Here is a 16,707-nt window from a genome sequence, read left to right as displayed (position 1 = left end):
CCAGCGCACGCCTCCTCTGATCAAATCTCCTTTTAAGATTATATGAAAGGCAGTCCTTTATTTAGACTGCCTTTTCGGTGGTTTATTTCGTTTTTTTCCTGCCGGTTAAAATGTCGAGATGGACGGTCGTCACAGCGGATTCTTTCTTTAAAAAGGCATTGATCCGCTCCTTTTCCGCGCGCCATGATAATGGCGTCATCTTGATGAGCGGCGCGAGGAGACTTTGGTCTAAACGTTTGCTGTAGGCGATCTCCGTTCTGTCGATCAGATCGAAATAGGACGAGAACCGCTCAGCCGAATCCTCGCTCGTATAGGCTTGTTTGTCCGAGCCGTTGTACAAAAATCCCCGCAGTTCTTTCAGATAGCCGCTTTTCGGAATCACTTTCAAAACGATGCCGTCATCCGATAACAGCCGCTCGAATTCCGCGTAATTAGAAGGCGACAATATATTGAGGATCGCGTCGAATGAACGATTCCGAAACGGCGCGGCAGCCAGATCGGCGACACACCAGATCGCCTCTCTTTCTTGCTTAGCCGCCGACACAATCCCGGCTTTCGCCAAATCCAGCCCGACACTAAGGACAGGCGTTCCGGAACGCGCATGAAGCATTTCAGCGATTCGCGCCAAATGCGAACCTTCCCCGCAGCCGGCATCAAGGATGCTGACAAAGTTGCAAAACGGGAGGCCTGCTTGTTCGAGACGGTCTGTCAACGCGCCGCTAAGCGGTTCAAAAAAGCCGGCGGCTGCTAACATTCTTCTCGCTTCAAATAATTCTTTATCATATTTAACAGAAGGAGCATGCGTCGTGACATTGACATATCCTCCTCTTGCGATATCAAACGTATGTCCGTTTGCACAGATCAGGCTTTTTAAATCGGTGACCGCCATGTTCGCTGCGCATATCGGGCACTGAAACAACGTTTCATGCCTCTTCATGAGCGATGCTCTTTTTAATTTTTTATTCATCATTGTTACACCTCATTCATTCACATTTAAACAATGAAAAAGGCATAGACAAATAAACCCGCTCCTTCGGCATTTTTTCAAGACGAAGGTGTGGATGGTTTAAGCGTTTGTCTATACCTTTCATTATCTGTAGCGAATGAATTGAATGATCATTATGATGAACCCCTCATTAACATGACGTTCTCTATTATCTTACCAGCTTCTTTAAGATGAGGAAAGCTGAAAAAAGCCTCCAAACAAGGAGGCTGCCAAAGACATCATTTGTTTTAAATGTTGAGGTTTGCAAGCTTTTTCTTGGACAAATACGGTCTGCCATCCGTCCATACCGCCTGGACGGGCATATCGAAAAATTCGGACAAAACCCCGCCGGACATCATCTCTCTTGTCTTCCCCAAGGCAAACACTTCACCTTTTTTCAACAGCAGCGTTTGGCTGAAAGCGGGGAGAATTTCTTCTGCATGGTGAGTAACATAAAGCATGGACGGCGCACTGTCTTTTTTGGCAATTTGTTCAACTGTCTCCAGCACCTGCTCCCTCGCGATGAAATCAAGACCGGTTACAGGCTCGTCGAGAATCAGCAGCTCTGGATCGGCCATCAAGGCCCTTGCGATCAGCACTTTTTGCTTTTCTCCCTGAGAGAGCGTTTCATATCTCCTGTCCGCATAACGGATGGAGCCGAATTCCTCCATGAGGGCGATCGCTTTCTCCCTGACAGACTGTGAAGGCGATTCATAAAGGCCGATCGAAGCGAAAGCGCCGCTTAAAACAATTTCAAATGCACTGTCTTCAGGATACAGCTTCTGCTGCAGGGCCGCCGACACAAGGCCGATTTTTTGGCGAAGCTTTTCGTTCAGCTCCGTTTTTCCAAATTCGCGCCCTAACACGGTAACTTTTCCTGTTGTCGGAAAATAATAAGCGCACAGCATGTTCAACAGAGCGGTTTTACCGGCCCCGTTCAATCCGTATAACGCCCAGTGCTCCCCCTTCTCCACCGTCCAATCAATATCCTTTAATATCCACTCTCCGTTTCGTTTTAGTGAAGCACGCTCAAGCTGCAGAACCATACGAAATCCCCCTTTTTTATGTAAATATTCTGATAAATTAAAATATAATTCTTTTATTATAGCTTATTTATTTAACAAAGTGAATGAGAGATTTTCCATTTTTAGCATGTGAAAAGCCGCAGATTGACTGCGGCTTAGTGAATGTTCTTATTCATTTGTTTAATGGCGGCTTTTTCCAGCCTTGAGACTTGGGCTTGGGAGATTCCGATCTCATCAGCGACTTCCATTTGCGTCTTGCCTTGGAAGAAGCGTTTTCTGAGGATCATTTTTTCCCGTTCGTTCAGCCGTCTCATGCCTTCTTTTAAGGCGAGCTCTTCGATCCATTGCGAATCCTTGTTGCGCTCATCGCTGATTTGATCCATGACATAAATCGGATCTCCTCCGTCATTGTAAATCGGCTCAAACAAAGATACAGGATCTTGAATGGCGTCAAGCGCAAAAACGATTTCTTCATGGGACACTTCAAGCTCTTTAGCGATCTCCTGAGCCGTCGGCTCCCTGCTTGTCTCACTGATCAGCCGTTCTCTCACTTGCAGCGCCTTGTACGCGATATCCCTGAGTGACCGTGAGACGCGGATCGGGTTGTTATCGCGCAAATATCTGCGGATTTCTCCGATGATCATTGGTACAGCATATGTTGAAAACTTAACATTGTGGCTCAGATCAAAATTATCAATTGATTTCATTAGTCCGATGCAGCCGACTTGGAATAAGTCATCAACATACTCTCCTCTGTTGTTAAACCTTTGAATGACGCTTAAGACAAGGCGCAAATTACCGTTAACAAGCTTTTCTCTTGCTGTCGTGTCTCCTTCATCCTGCATTTGCTTGAACAACTTTCTCATCTCTTCGTTCTTCAGTACGGGCAGTTTTGATGTATCAACCCCGCAGATTTCAACTTTATTTCTCGACACTTTTTTCCCTCCCTACAGGAGCTGCTGTACAAAGTTCAGTATCTCCTCGGGTGGGAAAAATATGCATCGTTAATTTCCAAAAATAAGAAGATCGAGTCGAAAACCCTTGACTGTCAACACTTCAAATTTCATAAAAAAATTAAACCATTTTATTGAATTCTTTTCGCAGCCTTTTAATAATTCTTTTTTCAAGCCGGGAAATATAGGACTGAGAGATGCCGAGCATATCGGCAACGTCTTTTTGCGTTTTTTCTTCTCCTCCGACAAGCCCGAAGCGAAGCTCCATGATCTGTTTTTCTCTGTCATTGAGCTGTTCAAGCGCTTTTTTCAACAGCTTCTTATCAACGTTTGCTTCGATATCTTTTGTAATAATGTCGTTTTCTGTTCCGAGCACATCTGAGAGAAGCAGTTCATTTCCGTCCCAATCGATGTTCAGCGGTTCATCGAATGATACCTCTGAGCGAATTTTATTGTTTCTTCTTAAATACATCAAAATTTCATTTTCAATGCATCTGGAAGCATATGTAGCCAGTTTGATTTTTTTCTCGGGATTAAAGGTATTCACCGCTTTGATAAGGCCGATCGTGCCGATGGAGATTAAATCCTCGATATTGATGCCGGTATTTTCAAATTTTCTCGCGATGTAGACGACCAGCCTGAGATTTCGTTCAATCAAAATCGCTCGTGCCGCCTGATCACCATCAGGCAGCTTATGGAGAAGCACCTGCTCTTCATCTTTTGACAATGGCGGGGGCAGCGCTTCGCTTCCACCGATATAATAAATTTCGTCGCTTTTCAGCCCCAGTTTTATTAAAAGTTTGTACCACAGATAGGTTAACCTTAATTTTAGTTTTTTCATCTTCCTCCCCCTTCTAAATAAACGTCTTCAGGAGTATGATAATGTAACAGACTGCGAGTTTAAGAAACGTGTTTGACCGGGTTTCCGGCCAGCATTTTCGGATGGACGATGGCGTCAAATTCGCCGTCCGCGGAAAGCGGTGAGGTGCTGATGCCAATCAGGCATTTCGGCGCTTCAATCACCTCCTTTTCCGAAAAAATGAGCACATGATCCGGCTTTAGGCAGAGCAGAAACTGATGCTGATGGCCGACCCCGCGGTACGGAATCAGGCGGATCCGCCCGATATACGGGAGTGTTTCATCAAGTTTGCCGACGGCATCAAGCGGGCTCATTTCCTTGATGATCACACTCGCTTCTTCTCCCAATACACCTTTCAATTTTTCAATGTTGACGATCATGACGGGCGTTTTTGTGATCGGGTCGTAAAGCTGGTTTCCGGAGTCAATCAATCCGGTGAAATGAAGTGTATGTTCATCAATGCCGGTCTCTAGGCGGACGCGTTCTTCATATTGAATTTTCTTCGCTTCAGCATCTTCAAAACGCTTTTTTGAAAACAGCCATACAGCCGGAAAACCCGCACCGACAAACAGCCAGCTGACCGGGTCTCCAAAACCGGACCAATTCGTCATAAAGACGCGGTTTTCCATGATCGAATCCGTTTCAAGCAAAGAATGCGCTCCAATAATCCCTCCTCCCATTAAGAAAGTGGCAAAATAAAAAGAAAACAAATTTTGCAAAAAAAACCGGAACCGCTTAAAACCAAATGTCACAAAAACGATCACAACCGAAAACGACAGTTTGCCTGCAGGATGAAGGACGTACGGCGAAAAAGGTGTAAACATAAACAGAACGATGCTTGACGCGACAAGCGCCCCTAAGATCAGTCTCCGCTTTTTAACCCTTCGCTTTAAAATAAATGCGGTCATCATTAAAAGCAGCAAGTCAAAACAAAAGTTTAACAGCCATATCGCATCTAAATAGATTTCCACATCCTTCCCCTTTCTTTGGGCTCGATGACCTTATTGTTTGTTTTCCTAAGTATAAATCAAGCCCAAAGGTAAAGTCTGTCAATTAATGTTGCGCACATCGTACATTTTTTGAAGTTTTCGTACTGAATTTGTCGATCATAAAACAAAAAAAACGCTGCCATTGAAGACAGCGCCTTTTCACCTTTATTTCAGCTTTTCATTGATGTACAGTTTGCCTTTTGCCGTTTGTCTCGTTTCATTGCCGTAATCATCCCGGACGATGACCTCGATTTCCGCTCCTTTTGCTTTTGCGGTTGAAGTCGCGGTCCAATATCCTTCATACTTGCCTTTTGAGACTTCTCTGATCGGCAGCTCCGTTACGTTTTGGGCTGCTGTTTTGAAATTGGTAAGCGGCATTCTGATCACAAAGACAGCATCCAAATCAGCGGCGCTTTCAAACTCGATTTTCACGGTTTCTCCCGTTTTGAGCTCGAGGTCTTCAGCCGGTTTCAAGCCGGTGATTTGCGGCGCTTCAAAGTTGACATCGACCTTCACTTTTTTGGTCGTTTTGTTGCCTGCCGCATCCGCTGCCGTTACTTTGATTTCATTTTGGCCGTTGTCAAGCATAATCCTCGCAGAATATTGGCCATTGTCAACAGCCGCTTTTTTGCCGTTTACATGAACAGATTTTAAGTGGTCGTCTGATACTGTTCCTTTCACAGTGACAGTCTCTTTATTGAGTTTTGAACCGCTTTTCGGCGTGTCGATCGTAAGCTTCGGCTTTTTCTGGTCAAGAACGATCCGGACCGGTTCTGAAGCATCCGTCGTTCCGGAAGCCGATGACGATTTGGCGGTGATCACATTTTCACCTTTTTTCAGCGGAATCTCTTTTGAGAAAGTACCGTCTCCCGCCGTTTTCGCCGTTCCGGCTTCTTCATCTCCGTTAAAGAGATGAACGGTCGTGTTCGGAGACGATGTCCCTTCGATGACAGCGTTCTTTTTGTTGGTGATGAATCCGTCTTTAGGAGACGTGATCACAGGCACCGTCAATTCATAGTCGACCAAAGCGCGGATCATGAAGTTGCCTTGGTCTGATGGCGCTTTCGACCATGAGCCGTCCGTATACTGCCAGTTGCGGCCTGAATATTCCCCGTCTTCGTCTGTAGCAAGTCCAGGTGAGTTGGCCAGCTCCTCTGTCTGGACGTACACGAGGTAAAAGTCTTTTCCGACGAGAATGGCTTCATCTCCTAAATCGACGGTCGTCCATTCGCCTGTGCGGAGCGCTTCAGCCTTGAACGGGCCGGCGATTCTTTTGCCCGGAGAGCCTTTTTCACCCGAAGCATCGTAGACCTCGACTGCAAAATCAGTGCCGCCCGGATCAGGGAATTCTGTATCCCAGAATTTGAACAAGCCGCCTTTCAGCATGGCTTTTTCCTGCCCGTTTTCGAGCGTCATTTTAACAGCCAGCCCGTTGCCGGATTCATAGAAAGCCCAGGCGTTTTCCCCGGTTCCGTCATCATAGCCTATTTCCCCCGGATAGCCGATGAAAGGATCGAGCTCGATATCTTTTGAGACATTTCCTTTTAAATCAACGGAAAACTCGCTGCTGTAATATCCGTTTGCAGAGACCTTTACCGTATAAGAGCCTTCATACGCCGTTAATGAATAGCTTCCGTCGCCGTCCGTCTGAACCGGTTTTACGGATGCATCTTCAACGATATACAGCTTTGCATGTCGGACGGGTTCGCCCGTTTTTTTGTTTTTTATCGTTCCGGTGAGCGTCCCTTTCTTCAGTTCTTTTAAGACAAAGTCTGCCGTCGTCGTCTTGTCGGCCTCGATTTTTACGGTTTGCGCATTTGATTCATATCCGTACGCTTCTGCTTTCAGCGTATACGTTCCAGGTGCATGAGCCAAGCTGTATGCGCCTGTTGCCTGGTTGGAATATGTCGATTTGCCCGTCTCCAGCACGCTGACCTGAGCCCGTACCGGAAGAACTGCAGGAGCTGCTTTTTTCGTCTCAGAATATTTTTGAACGGCTTCTGCCGGTTTTGCTTTTTTCGGATCAATCGTTTGTTTCTTCGTTTTCTTATCCTTTATTTTGGCCGGCTGTTTTTCAACGCCCAGTCGTTTTTTCGTGCCAGAGCTCTTCACTTCCTTCACAAGCGCTACATCATCGATATAGAGCCCGTCACCTTCAATGCTGTCGTCAGATTGAAGGTTGAACATAATCTTAATCGTCTGTCCCCCGTATTCCGACAAATCGATCTGTCCGTCTTTCCATTCTGACGTCCTGCCGCTGTACTCAGCAGCCGGGATCCATTCATCTTTCCCTTCAGGCTGTACGTAAACGAAGCCGTAATCAAAGTCCTCTTCAACATCATGCCAATATTTGTATGTGAGATAAAGTTTTTGATTTTTTGGAACGCTGACAGGAGGCATGAGAAGATTCATATTGGCCGAACTTTCATACGGCCCTGTCAGATTTGTTGCGAATACGTTTTTTCCCGATGCTGCGGCATTCGGGCCTGACTGAGGAATACCGCGCTCCCATGAATTCTTCACGCCTGATGTGATCCAGCCGTTGGCGCCATTCTCGAAATCTTGTTTATACCCTGTTGTCACAGCCGGAGAAATCGGGATTTCGTATACTTTGGATTCCGTTTTGTTTCCTCCGAAATCGGTGACAATCCATTTGTAGGAAAGGACTTTCCCTTCAGAAACGGATATAGCCGCCTCGTACGTTCCTTTTTTATGGTCGCCGGAAGTTTGTTTGGCAGCGATCGTTACCCAATCGGAATCATCGGTTTTATAGCTCAATTTGACCGATATGATGCTGACATCGTCTTCCACATCAACTGTAAGAGGTGTTTCCGATCCTGCGTAAATGCCGTTGATCTCTTGATGGTTTAAGACTGGCGGATTTTTGTCTTCGCCTTCTTTTCCGACTTGTCCTTCCGCTTTGCCCAACCCGTCTGTGACAGCGGACACCGCGTCAAACACGTTCACGAGCCCGTGGCCGTATCCGTTGTTCGGCGATTCGGTAAATTTGCTGTCTGTGAGCGGTGTTGCGGTTTCCATCAAAATCTTTTCGATTTCATCAACGGTGATCGACGAATCGGCCTGCTTGATAAGAGCGGCCGCGGCTGCGACATGCGGTCCTGCCATTGAAGTGCCGTCCCAGCCGTCTTGATAGCCGCTTCCAGGCACAGAAGAGCGAATGTTGACACCAGGTGCCGTTATTTCAGGCTTGGTCTCATCATACGGGGAAGGACCTTGAAGTGAAAAATCGGCTAAGCGATTATCGATGTCTGTCGCTCCGGTCGCGAACGCTTCGGGGTAGTTTGCCGGATTGGCAATCGAAGCAGGTCCTCCCGGATTGGAGAAATCAGCGTTCCCCGCAGAGAACTCAGGGAAGATGCCGGCAGCACGCCACGCTTTTACGATATCCCTGTAAAACTCATCAATCCCGGCTCCCCCAGACCACGAGTTATTGACAACATCCGGAGCCATTTCAGGGTGCGGGTTGCCATCTTTATCTTTCGGCGCCAAAATCCATTCACCCGCCGCAATCAGGTCTTCGTCCGTTCCGCCTTCATCTGAAAAAGCTTTCACGGCAATCCACTTTGCACCCGGCGCCACACCGATTTGGTTTTGGCCGTCAGGCTCTGAGCCGACCATCGTCCCGGTTACATGCGTGCCGTGCTCTAGGTCGTCAAAAGGTTCAGAAGCGCCAGAAACCGCATCATACCAGCTGAATTCGTGATCAGGCTGATCGGGATGCTGCGGGTCATATCCGCGGTATTTTTCTTTTAAGGCCGGATGATCCCACTGCGCGCCCGTATCAATTGACGCGACAACCGTGCCCGTTCCGTCATATCCCAATTTCCATGCTTTTGGCGCGTCGACTCGATTGATATTCCATTCGATTTCTTTTTCATCCTTAGCGGCCGATTTTTTCACAGACTGTTTAGCCGGTTTGATCAGCTGCCTTTTTTCGTTCGGGAGCACTTTCTCTACTTCCGGAAAAGCCGCTACTTGTTCCATGACCTCTTTCGTCGCATGGACGGCCATGCCGTTGACAATATAATAGGATCGGATTTTTTTTACTTTTCCTTGTTTTTCCTGCTTTTTCAAATAGCGTTTCAAATCGCTTTGCGTCTCATCCGCTTTGACTCTTAAAGCGGAGACAACAGCCGAGCGCTTTTGATATTCTGTTTTAGCCGCGCTCAGCGACTTTTTCTTCGCATTCTTTTCCGCCTGCTTGGCCACTTTTGGTGTATCGACTTGATCTTTCAGTTTGATCAAAAATGTGACTTGATCTTCTTTTTTAAACTGTTTGACGAGAGATTTCGAAATTTTTTCCTTCCCTGCAGCTGCTTGTTCTTTCATAGAAGTAAGCGCAGGCTTTGCCGCGGCATCTGAAACGGCGGGCATGAACAGCGAGCCGATTAACAAACTGCTTAAAATGATGGAAAACGCCTTTTTTCTCAGCTTTCTTTTCAAATGAACATCCCCCTTTTTATGAAATTGGCTGGATTTGTCCGTCCTCCCCTCCTTATGGATGCCTTGTCTGACTTTGATGTAACTTAAATATAGTAAAAACTGGTTGATTTTTTTGTCGGTATTTGTCAAGACCATGTTTAAAATCAGATAAAAAAAGGACAAAACCTTTAAGCGGTTTTGTCCTTTTTTATCATTTTGTTTTTTTAGCTGCGTCAAAAGCTTTTAAAGCGTTGACTAAGCCGTATCCGTAGCCGTTGCTCGGCGATTTTTTAAAGGTTTTGTCAGTCAGAGGCGTCGCCGTATTCAGCAGGATGCGCTCGATTTCATCGACTGTGAGATCCGGATTGGCTTCCCTCATTAAGGCGACGATGCCGGATACATGCGGGGTTGCCATCGATGTTCCGTTCATTGCAGCATATTTGTGTCCCGGATAAGCAGAGCGGATGCTGACACCAGGTGCAGAAATATCGGGCTTGATTTCGTCATATGGCGAAGGCCCTTGCAATGAAAAATCGGCTAACGCGTTTGTGCTGTCAACTGCGCCAATCGCGAAAGATTGCGGATAGTTGGCCGGGTTTTCAACTGAACCCGGTCCGCCCGGTTCGAATTCGCTGACATTGCCTGCTGCAAATGCAGGGAAGATATCAGCTGCCCGCCAAGCTTTGACAATATCCAAATACCATTCATTGAGTCCGCGTTCCCCCGCCCAAGAATTGTTGACGACATCAGGAGCCTTTTCAGGGTGCGCTTTTCCTTTTGCATCTTTCGGGGCCAAAATCCATTCTCCTGCAGCCAAAAGGGATTTTTCATCTCCGCCGTCCTCTGAAAAAGCCTTGACAGCGATCCATTTCGCTGTCGGCGCGACACCGATCTGGTTTTTGCCGCCGGCTTCTGAGCCGACCATCGTGCCTGTCACATGTGTGCCGTGGCCCAAGTCGTCATATGGCGTTTTCTTATTGCTTACCGCATCAAACCAGTTGAACTCATTGTCTGGACTATTCGGTTTAGAAGGATTGTATCCTCTGTACTTTGTCTTCAACGCCGGATGATCCCACTCAACGCCGGTGTCAATCGAAGCGACGACGGCTCCTTTGCCTTTATAGCGCTTTTTCCAGACATCAGGCGCATGAACCTGCTGAATGTTGGAAGCGGGGGAACGATCCGCGGACGTTTTCGATTCTACCGTAGGTTTTTCAGTGTTGCCAAGCTTAATTTTTTGATTTGGCAGCACTTTTTCAACCTCCGGAAATGAAGCCGCTTTTTCCATAACATCCTTTGTCGCTGTCACGGCAATGCCGTTTACAATATAGAAAGACTCCACTTGCTTTGCTGTTCCTTTTTTCTCTTCTTTTTCCAAAAACGATTTCAAGTCTTTTTGCGTTCTCTCAGCTTTTGTACGCAGGGATGTCAGCACGGCCGAACGTTTGATTTCTTTCACTTTTTTCACTGTCATCACGCTTGCTTTCGCCCGGTTTTCAGCCGCTGTTGCCGCTTGCTGAAGATTCGCCTGGTTTTTCATTTTGATTAAAAAAGTCACTTTATCTTCTTTCTCAAAACGTTTGTAAAGAGCGCTTGATATTTTGCTTTGTTCCTTGGCCTTCGCTGCCGTACCTGTTTCAGCCTGCACAGCAGCCGGAGCGAGAAGTGAACCGATGAGTGCAGCGCACATGAATGTGCGGAATAATGGCTTTTTCTTCACATGACATCCTCCTTAAGCAATAGCAAATATAGTCGTTTCTTGCGTTTCTTTGTCTAGAAACAGAAACTATTAATAATGGTAAAAGAAAAGACTTATAGATATTGTCGTATTTTGTCATTTTTCCTTTGCCAGTTTGTAAATTCGTTCTTTTTACATATGACTTGTTCACCGTCATAGTTCGGCCAGATGACAAGACGAAAGGAAAATCCGTGCATCTGGGAGAAAAGAGAGAGGTTAGATGCAAGGCTTTTGAGGGAGGCGCTTCGATCAGAATGACAATTGATGCTTTGGGAGGGGAGAATCCGTTTCCAGCGCATAAAAAAAGCCGCCGACTTCTTGTCGGCAGCTTTCCAATGTATTGTAGACGTTTTAGCGTTTATTGCGGTTTCTTAAGAAAGTCGGGATGTCAAGCGTATCCTCGGCAGGCTGTGATTGGCTGCGGTGCGGCATGCTTGGCTCCTCGCGCTTCGGCTCCCGTTTCGGAGCAGGCTGATGATGCTGTTTTAAGCCTTGGTTTAAAGGTCTCTGCGGCTTAGATGCATCTTGATCCTGTTCGATAAAGCCGGTCGCGATGACTGTAACGACGATTTCGTCTTTCAAGTTTTCGTTGATGACAGATCCGAAGATCATGTTGACGTCCTGGTCAGATGCAGCTGCCACAATGTCCGCTGCTTCCTGAACTTCATAAAGGCTTAAGTTGGTTCCGCCTGTAATGTTCATCAGCACGCCTTGGGCGCCGTCAATCGCCGTTTCAAGCAGCGGGCTGGAAACAGCTTTTTTAGCGGCTTCTGCAGCGCGGTTCTCACCTGTCGCTACACCGATACCCATCAGTGCAGAACCTTTGTTGGACATGATCGTTTTGACGTCGGCAAAGTCAAGGTTGATCAGTCCAGGTGTTGCGATCAGGTCTGAAATGCCCTGAACACCTTGACGGAGAACGTTGTCCGCTTCGCGGAACGCTTCAAGCATCGGTGTGTTTTTATCGACGATTTCAAGAAGACGGTCATTCGGAATGACGATCAGGGTGTCGACGGCTTCCTTCATTGCTGAAATACCGCCTGCCGCCTGAAGCTGTCTTTTTCTTCCTTCAAAGGTAAACGGCCTTGTGACAACGCCGACAGTCAATGCGCCCAGATCTTTTGCGATTTGTGCGATGACAGGTGCCGCGCCCGTTCCTGTTCCGCCGCCCATTCCGGCTGTGACGAACACCATGTCTGCACCTTTCAGCGCTTCTTCAATTTGTTCTTTGCTTTCCTCTGCGGCTTTTTTGCCGACTTCCGGATTGGCTCCGGCGCCGAGACCGCGTGTCAGCTTCGCACCAATCTGCATTTTCGTTTCCGCTTTTGACAGGTTGAGAGCCTGGGCATCCGTGTTGACTGCGATAAACTCGACTCCCTGAACGTCATTTTCGATCATCCGATTGACGGCATTGTTACCGCCGCCACCTACTCCTATTACTTTAATCGATGCTAAGCCGTCTATATTTGTTTCAAACTCTAACATGCTAAATCCTCCTAATCCGTCGAATGACTAATCTCTATTCCCAAAAGAAGTTAAATATTTTCTTCATTTTGCTTGGCTTTTTCTCAGCTTGAGCCTGCTGCTTGGATTTTGGCTTCGGTCGCTGCTGCACTTCTTTTTGATGTGTTGCCGCGACTTCCTGAACCGCTTGTTCCGGCATCTTAAAACCTACTTTTCTGCCTTGGATTTTTGCGTTGCGGTAAGCGAATTGGATGAGGCCGACTCCTGTCATGTATTGAGGTTCTCTTACACCGATATAATTCGGGCTAGCCACTCTGACGTTATTTTGAAGAACATCCTGTGCGAGGCTGAGGACCCCCGGCATTCCAGCCTGTCCCCCTGTAAGCACAAACCCTCCCGGCAATTCTTTTATTCCCATGTTCCGCAGTTCCTCTGCCACGAATAAAAAGATTTCTTCGAGCCTGGCTTCGATAATGTCTGCCACTTCCCGCTGAGAAAAGGTTTGCTTTTGGTCTGTCCCGATCACGGCGACTTCAAATGTTTCCTCTTCCGACGCTTCTTCATAGAAAGCATGTCCAAACTGCTTCTTCACCCGCTCAGCTTCGTCTGTGGAAGTGCGCAATCCGATTGAAATATCCTTGGTGATGTTTTCTCCTCCCAGGGGTATGACGCGGGTCGCAAGAAGATGGCCGTCCTCAAATACGGCAACCGTTGTCGATCCTCCCCCGATGTCGATTAAAGCCACTCCGAGGTTTTTTTCGTCCTTTGATAAAGCGACAGATCCGGCAGCCAACGGCTGAAGGCAAATATCCGTTATTTCAATTCCCGCTCTTTCCACACAGCGCAGCAGGTTATGTAAAATCGTTTTAGAACCCGTGATCAGCGACCCTTCCACTTCAAGGCGGACGCCGAGCATCTTTTTCGGATCTGTGATATCGCCTCTGCCGTCAACGATAAACTGTCTCGGAATCACATCGACGATCAGCTGTTCAGGCGGGATGGAAACGACTTGAGCGGCCTCCATCACCCGGCGCACGTCTTCAACGTGGATCTCTTTATTCTCGCTTGAGACAGCCACAACACCGTTCGTATCTTGAATATGGATGTAGTTCCCGTTAACCCCGACGATCGCGTGGGTCAGCGGAAAACCTATCATTCTTTCTGCTTGTTCAAACGCTTTTTTTATAGAATGAACCGTTTCATCTATATCAACGATTGATCCTTTTTTCAGCCCCTCTGAGGGAACATTTCCGACTCCGATAATGTTAAGAGAATCGTCTGACATTTCACCGACGATCACTTTAATATTGGACGTACCGATGTCTAGACTGACGTAAAGTTCATTGTTGTTCATTCTATGGCACCTCCTCACATTTCAGTCAATTCTATTCTATTATTTGCCGAACAACAATACAATGAATCTGGTTTTACAAGTGTGTAACAATCAATACAAACCAATACGCTTCGTTTTTAGTTTTAGGATTACTGTGAATATTCGTGATATCCTATGTATATCCTCTTTTAAATCCGATTTTTTTTAATTTTTTCTCCTCGAGGCCGTCCATTTGGCGAGCAGTATTCTTCTGATGACCGCGATGTTTTGGAAAAGCCTCACACCAAATGCAAACATACCGACTAAATACAAGTCTACACCAAGATGAACGCCCAGAAAAGCCAAACTTATGGCGAGAATAATATTGAAGAAAAAGCCTGTCACAAAAACTAGTTCATCGTATACACTTTCCAAATGGGCCCTTATTCCCCCGATCAAAGTATCAAGGGATGCAAGAATCGCCAGGGACAAATAATTTGAGTATTCATCCGGAATGGTGAAGTTCGTGCTGAACCCGATTGTAATTCCGAGCAAAAGCCCTAAAACCGGAAGCCACATTAGGAATTCTCTCCTTTTGATTTCTCGAGCGGTTTCAAAGGCGCAACTTGCATTGAACCTTCGTAAGCTTTGATTTTGATTTGTTTTTCAGGCCTTTTGATTTGTAAATCCAGATTTTCTCCCGCGAACAGATCCTGCAGGGATGAAGCATTCATTCGGCTATATAGTTTATCGGCGTTTTTGCCGATGACTTTTACCGTTATCGGATAGTTGTCCAAAGGATATCCGTCGATTTTGGTTGTTCCGTTGATATCCCTGATCACCGTCGTGTTGACAACCCTTCTGTCATTGATCGATATTTCTTCCGCTTCATACATATTCAGTTCATTAATCAGCTTTTTCAGAAGGTCTGGAGGGGGATTTTGAATGGATTCTCCCGTGAGTTCTTCCGAGAAGAGCTGAGAAATGGTGATGATGATTCCGTTCCCTGTAACATCTGTAAAGCCGGCCTGTTTTTTTAAGTTTTGAAGCGTTTCATTCAACGCTTTTGTCCGCGAGGTTTCTTCTTGATGACTGTATGTGTTCAGCATTTTTTCATACTTGTCAATTTCGCTGATCAGCTCAAGCTGTTTTTTCTGTTCTTTCTTCAGGTCCTCCCTGAGGTCCCAAATGTCCCGCGTATCGCGGACCTTCGGCGCTTTCAGCGAATTGAACTGCACGGACAGCATAATTCCGAAAATGAGCATCAGGATGCTCAAACTGATGAAACGATTATTTTTCTTCAACGTCCGCCCACCAACTTTTCAACGTTCATTCCCCTTGCTTTAAAAGGGGCTCCATCTTGATTTGGTCTTGTTTTTCGATGCTGACTGAAATATGATCGCGGCTCAGCTGGTCCACAAGTCCTCCTGCAATGTTCAGCGCCGGCATCAGCACATCCGCATCCCCGATGGCCGAAATGACAAACGGCGCGGGATATTGGTTGCCGTCAACCGTGATGACAGGACCGTTGCACGATATGTAAGAATGATGCGTCACGCGCTGTCCGTTGATCGACACCGCGGCCGCCCCGGAAATCCACAGCTCATTGAGCAGGCGGAATATGTGGCTTTCATGGACGATATAGTTGTTGACATTCTCACCTTCCGGTATGTAAGAAGCGTCTTTCAGCGTCACCTTGATTCCTTCGCCCTGAACGCCGATTTCCCCAACGAACATTCTGTACCTTTCAACATCTTCCACAATATTGTAATACTCTTTTTTTTCCTTTTTCAAAGCCGTTTCTGTTTTCTGTACTTCCTGCTGTTTTTTGTAAAGCTCCTGTTCCAGCTTTTTATTTTGCTTTTCCTGGGAAATCAGCCGGTCGCGCAAGGAATACTCCTCTTTCCAATTTTCGGCGGTTTCTTCATGGTCTTTGTTTTCCCTGGCGAATTGATAGGAGAAAGACAGCAGGAATCCCAGGACAAGCATGGCGAGTGAAAGATTGACTGTGTGCCTCTTCAATTTCCGTCTCCCTTTTTGCTTTCATCCGTTTTTTTCAGAGGTTCAAAATAAGTCGCGACTTCCATATGGATAATGCCTTTTTCCCCTTTCGGCAGCTCTTTTACGATCGCCGGATAGCTGTTCATTTTCTGTCCGAACGTTTTCAGCGAAGCTGTCACGATGTAGCCGTCGTTCATATACAGTCTGATCAGCCAAGGATTTGATTTTTGAGGCGTATAGTTAATCTCGGAAATCGACTTTTTCACGGAATCGGAAAGCTTGTTCAGCTGTTTTGCCATTTGAACGAGCTTTTCGTCTTCCTCCCAGTTATTAAGGGTCGGTCCGATGTCAGTCGGCGTCACCTCTTCAGGAAGCACTGTGCCGTTTTCAAGCACAGAGTAGTACACATTATGTTTTTGCAAAAACGCAATGCTTTTATACTCTTCGATGGAGATGGCGATTTTGTTGGGCAGCTGTTTTGAGATTTCGGCTTTTTTGATCAATTTATTCTGCTCGATCTTTTCTGCGGCTTTTTGCTTGCTCAGACTCCAGAATTCCGTCTGTCCTTTATGGATCGAAGACAGGGAAATGATCTGGTCTTTTGAAACGTTTTTGTTTCCTTTGATCTCTACCGTCGAGACTTTGCTGATCGGCGTCTGCAGGTAAATGATGATCAGCATCATCGTGAAAAAGAGCAGAATAAACGTAATCAGCCGGCGGTTTGCCTTTTGCTTTCGCTGTTCTTTGATTTTGGGAATCCGTTCTTCTATATTCACTACTTTTTCTTTATCAATACCGGGTTTCACGTAGGCTCACCTCAGGTTAATAAAGCAGACAAAAAGACTTTTATTTGCTTATTTTTGTTCGAAAAAAGACGCGCTTCCCGACATATGAAAGCACGGGGCAAGCTAAAAAGCTTCCGTTTAGCGAAACAAACG

General features: G+C 46.4%; 13 protein-coding genes. All 13 read right to left on the bottom strand.

What is annotated here, in order from left to right; translation table 11 throughout:
• Positions 1-82: 82 nt before the first annotated feature.
• Positions 83-967 carry a putative RNA methyltransferase gene (locus tag MST20_RS03755; RefSeq protein WP_243940198.1) on the bottom strand — a complete coding sequence of 295 codons (885 nt, stop codon included), beginning with the start codon at positions 965-967 and terminating at the stop codon, positions 83-85.
• Positions 968-1,233: 266 nt separating this feature from the next.
• Complete coding sequence (locus MST20_RS03750) at positions 1,234-2,031, bottom strand: ABC transporter ATP-binding protein (RefSeq protein WP_243940196.1); 798 nt, start codon at positions 2,029-2,031, stop codon at positions 1,234-1,236.
• A gap of 134 nt (positions 2,032-2,165) precedes the next feature.
• Positions 2,166-2,945, bottom strand: coding sequence for an RNA polymerase sporulation sigma factor SigG (gene sigG / locus MST20_RS03745; RefSeq protein WP_003181576.1), 780 nt, complete (start codon positions 2,943-2,945; stop codon positions 2,166-2,168).
• A 139-nt stretch (positions 2,946-3,084) separates the two neighbouring features.
• Entirely contained in the window at positions 3,085-3,804 is a 720-nt protein-coding gene (gene sigE, locus MST20_RS03740; RefSeq protein ID WP_006638262.1) for an RNA polymerase sporulation sigma factor SigE, read from the bottom strand.
• A gap of 59 nt (positions 3,805-3,863) precedes the next feature.
• Positions 3,864-4,793 carry a sigma-E processing peptidase SpoIIGA gene (gene spoIIGA, locus MST20_RS03735; protein WP_243940194.1) on the bottom strand — a complete coding sequence of 310 codons (930 nt, stop codon included), beginning with the start codon at positions 4,791-4,793 and terminating at the stop codon, positions 3,864-3,866.
• A gap of 183 nt (positions 4,794-4,976) precedes the next feature.
• Positions 4,977-9,275, bottom strand: coding sequence for a S8 family peptidase (locus MST20_RS03730; RefSeq protein ID WP_243940192.1), 4,299 nt, complete (start codon positions 9,273-9,275; stop codon positions 4,977-4,979).
• Positions 9,276-9,465: 190 nt separating this feature from the next.
• Positions 9,466-10,974 carry a S8 family serine peptidase gene (locus tag MST20_RS03725; RefSeq protein ID WP_347880852.1) on the bottom strand — a complete coding sequence of 503 codons (1,509 nt, stop codon included), beginning with the start codon at positions 10,972-10,974 and terminating at the stop codon, positions 9,466-9,468.
• 369 nt (positions 10,975-11,343) lie between these two features.
• Positions 11,344-12,477: a cell division protein FtsZ gene (gene ftsZ / locus MST20_RS03720; RefSeq protein ID WP_103749021.1), complete on the bottom strand. Its 1,134-nt coding sequence runs from the start codon at positions 12,475-12,477 to the stop codon at positions 11,344-11,346.
• A 34-nt stretch (positions 12,478-12,511) separates the two neighbouring features.
• Complete coding sequence (gene ftsA / locus MST20_RS03715) at positions 12,512-13,810, bottom strand: cell division protein FtsA (RefSeq protein ID WP_065644077.1); 1,299 nt, start codon at positions 13,808-13,810, stop codon at positions 12,512-12,514.
• 183 nt (positions 13,811-13,993) lie between these two features.
• Positions 13,994-14,347: a small basic family protein gene (locus MST20_RS03710; protein WP_003181559.1), complete on the bottom strand. Its 354-nt coding sequence runs from the start codon at positions 14,345-14,347 to the stop codon at positions 13,994-13,996.
• Entirely contained in the window at positions 14,347-15,072 is a 726-nt protein-coding gene (locus tag MST20_RS03705) for a DUF881 domain-containing protein (RefSeq protein ID WP_020451306.1), read from the bottom strand. Before MST20_RS03705 ends, MST20_RS03710 begins: the two co-directional genes overlap by 1 nt.
• 25 nt (positions 15,073-15,097) lie before the next feature.
• Positions 15,098-15,790: a DUF881 domain-containing protein gene (locus MST20_RS03700; protein ID WP_243940190.1), complete on the bottom strand. Its 693-nt coding sequence runs from the start codon at positions 15,788-15,790 to the stop codon at positions 15,098-15,100.
• Complete coding sequence (locus MST20_RS03695; protein WP_020451304.1) at positions 15,787-16,575, bottom strand: cell division protein FtsQ/DivIB; 789 nt, start codon at positions 16,573-16,575, stop codon at positions 15,787-15,789. The genes MST20_RS03700 and MST20_RS03695 overlap by 4 nt, the downstream gene beginning before the upstream one ends.
• Between the last annotated feature and the right edge of the window lie 132 nt (positions 16,576-16,707).

It is taken from the genome of Bacillus sp. B19-2, assembly GCF_022832475.1.
Classification (GTDB): Bacteria; Bacillota; Bacilli; order Bacillales; family Bacillaceae; genus Bacillus; species Bacillus paralicheniformis.
Note: the sequence above shows the minus strand (reverse complement) of the source record. Positions and strands in the feature narration are given on the sequence as shown.

Coding starts and splice junctions, on each gene's coding strand:
- MST20_RS03755 (WP_243940198.1), bottom strand. CDS start 967: ATGAATAAAAAATTAAAAAGAGCATCGCTCATGAAGAGGCATGAAACG.
- MST20_RS03750 (WP_243940196.1), bottom strand. CDS start 2,031: ATGGTTCTGCAGCTTGAGCGTGCTTCACTAAAACGAAACGGAGAGTGG.
- sigE (WP_006638262.1), bottom strand. CDS start 3,804: ATGAAAAAACTAAAATTAAGGTTAACCTATCTGTGGTACAAACTTTTA.
- ftsZ (WP_103749021.1), bottom strand. CDS start 12,477: ATGTTAGAGTTTGAAACAAATATAGACGGCTTAGCATCGATTAAAGTA.
- ftsA (WP_065644077.1), bottom strand. CDS start 13,810: ATGAACAACAATGAACTTTACGTCAGTCTAGACATCGGTACGTCCAAT.
- MST20_RS03710 (WP_003181559.1), bottom strand. CDS start 14,347: ATGTGGCTTCCGGTTTTAGGGCTTTTGCTCGGAATTACAATCGGGTTC.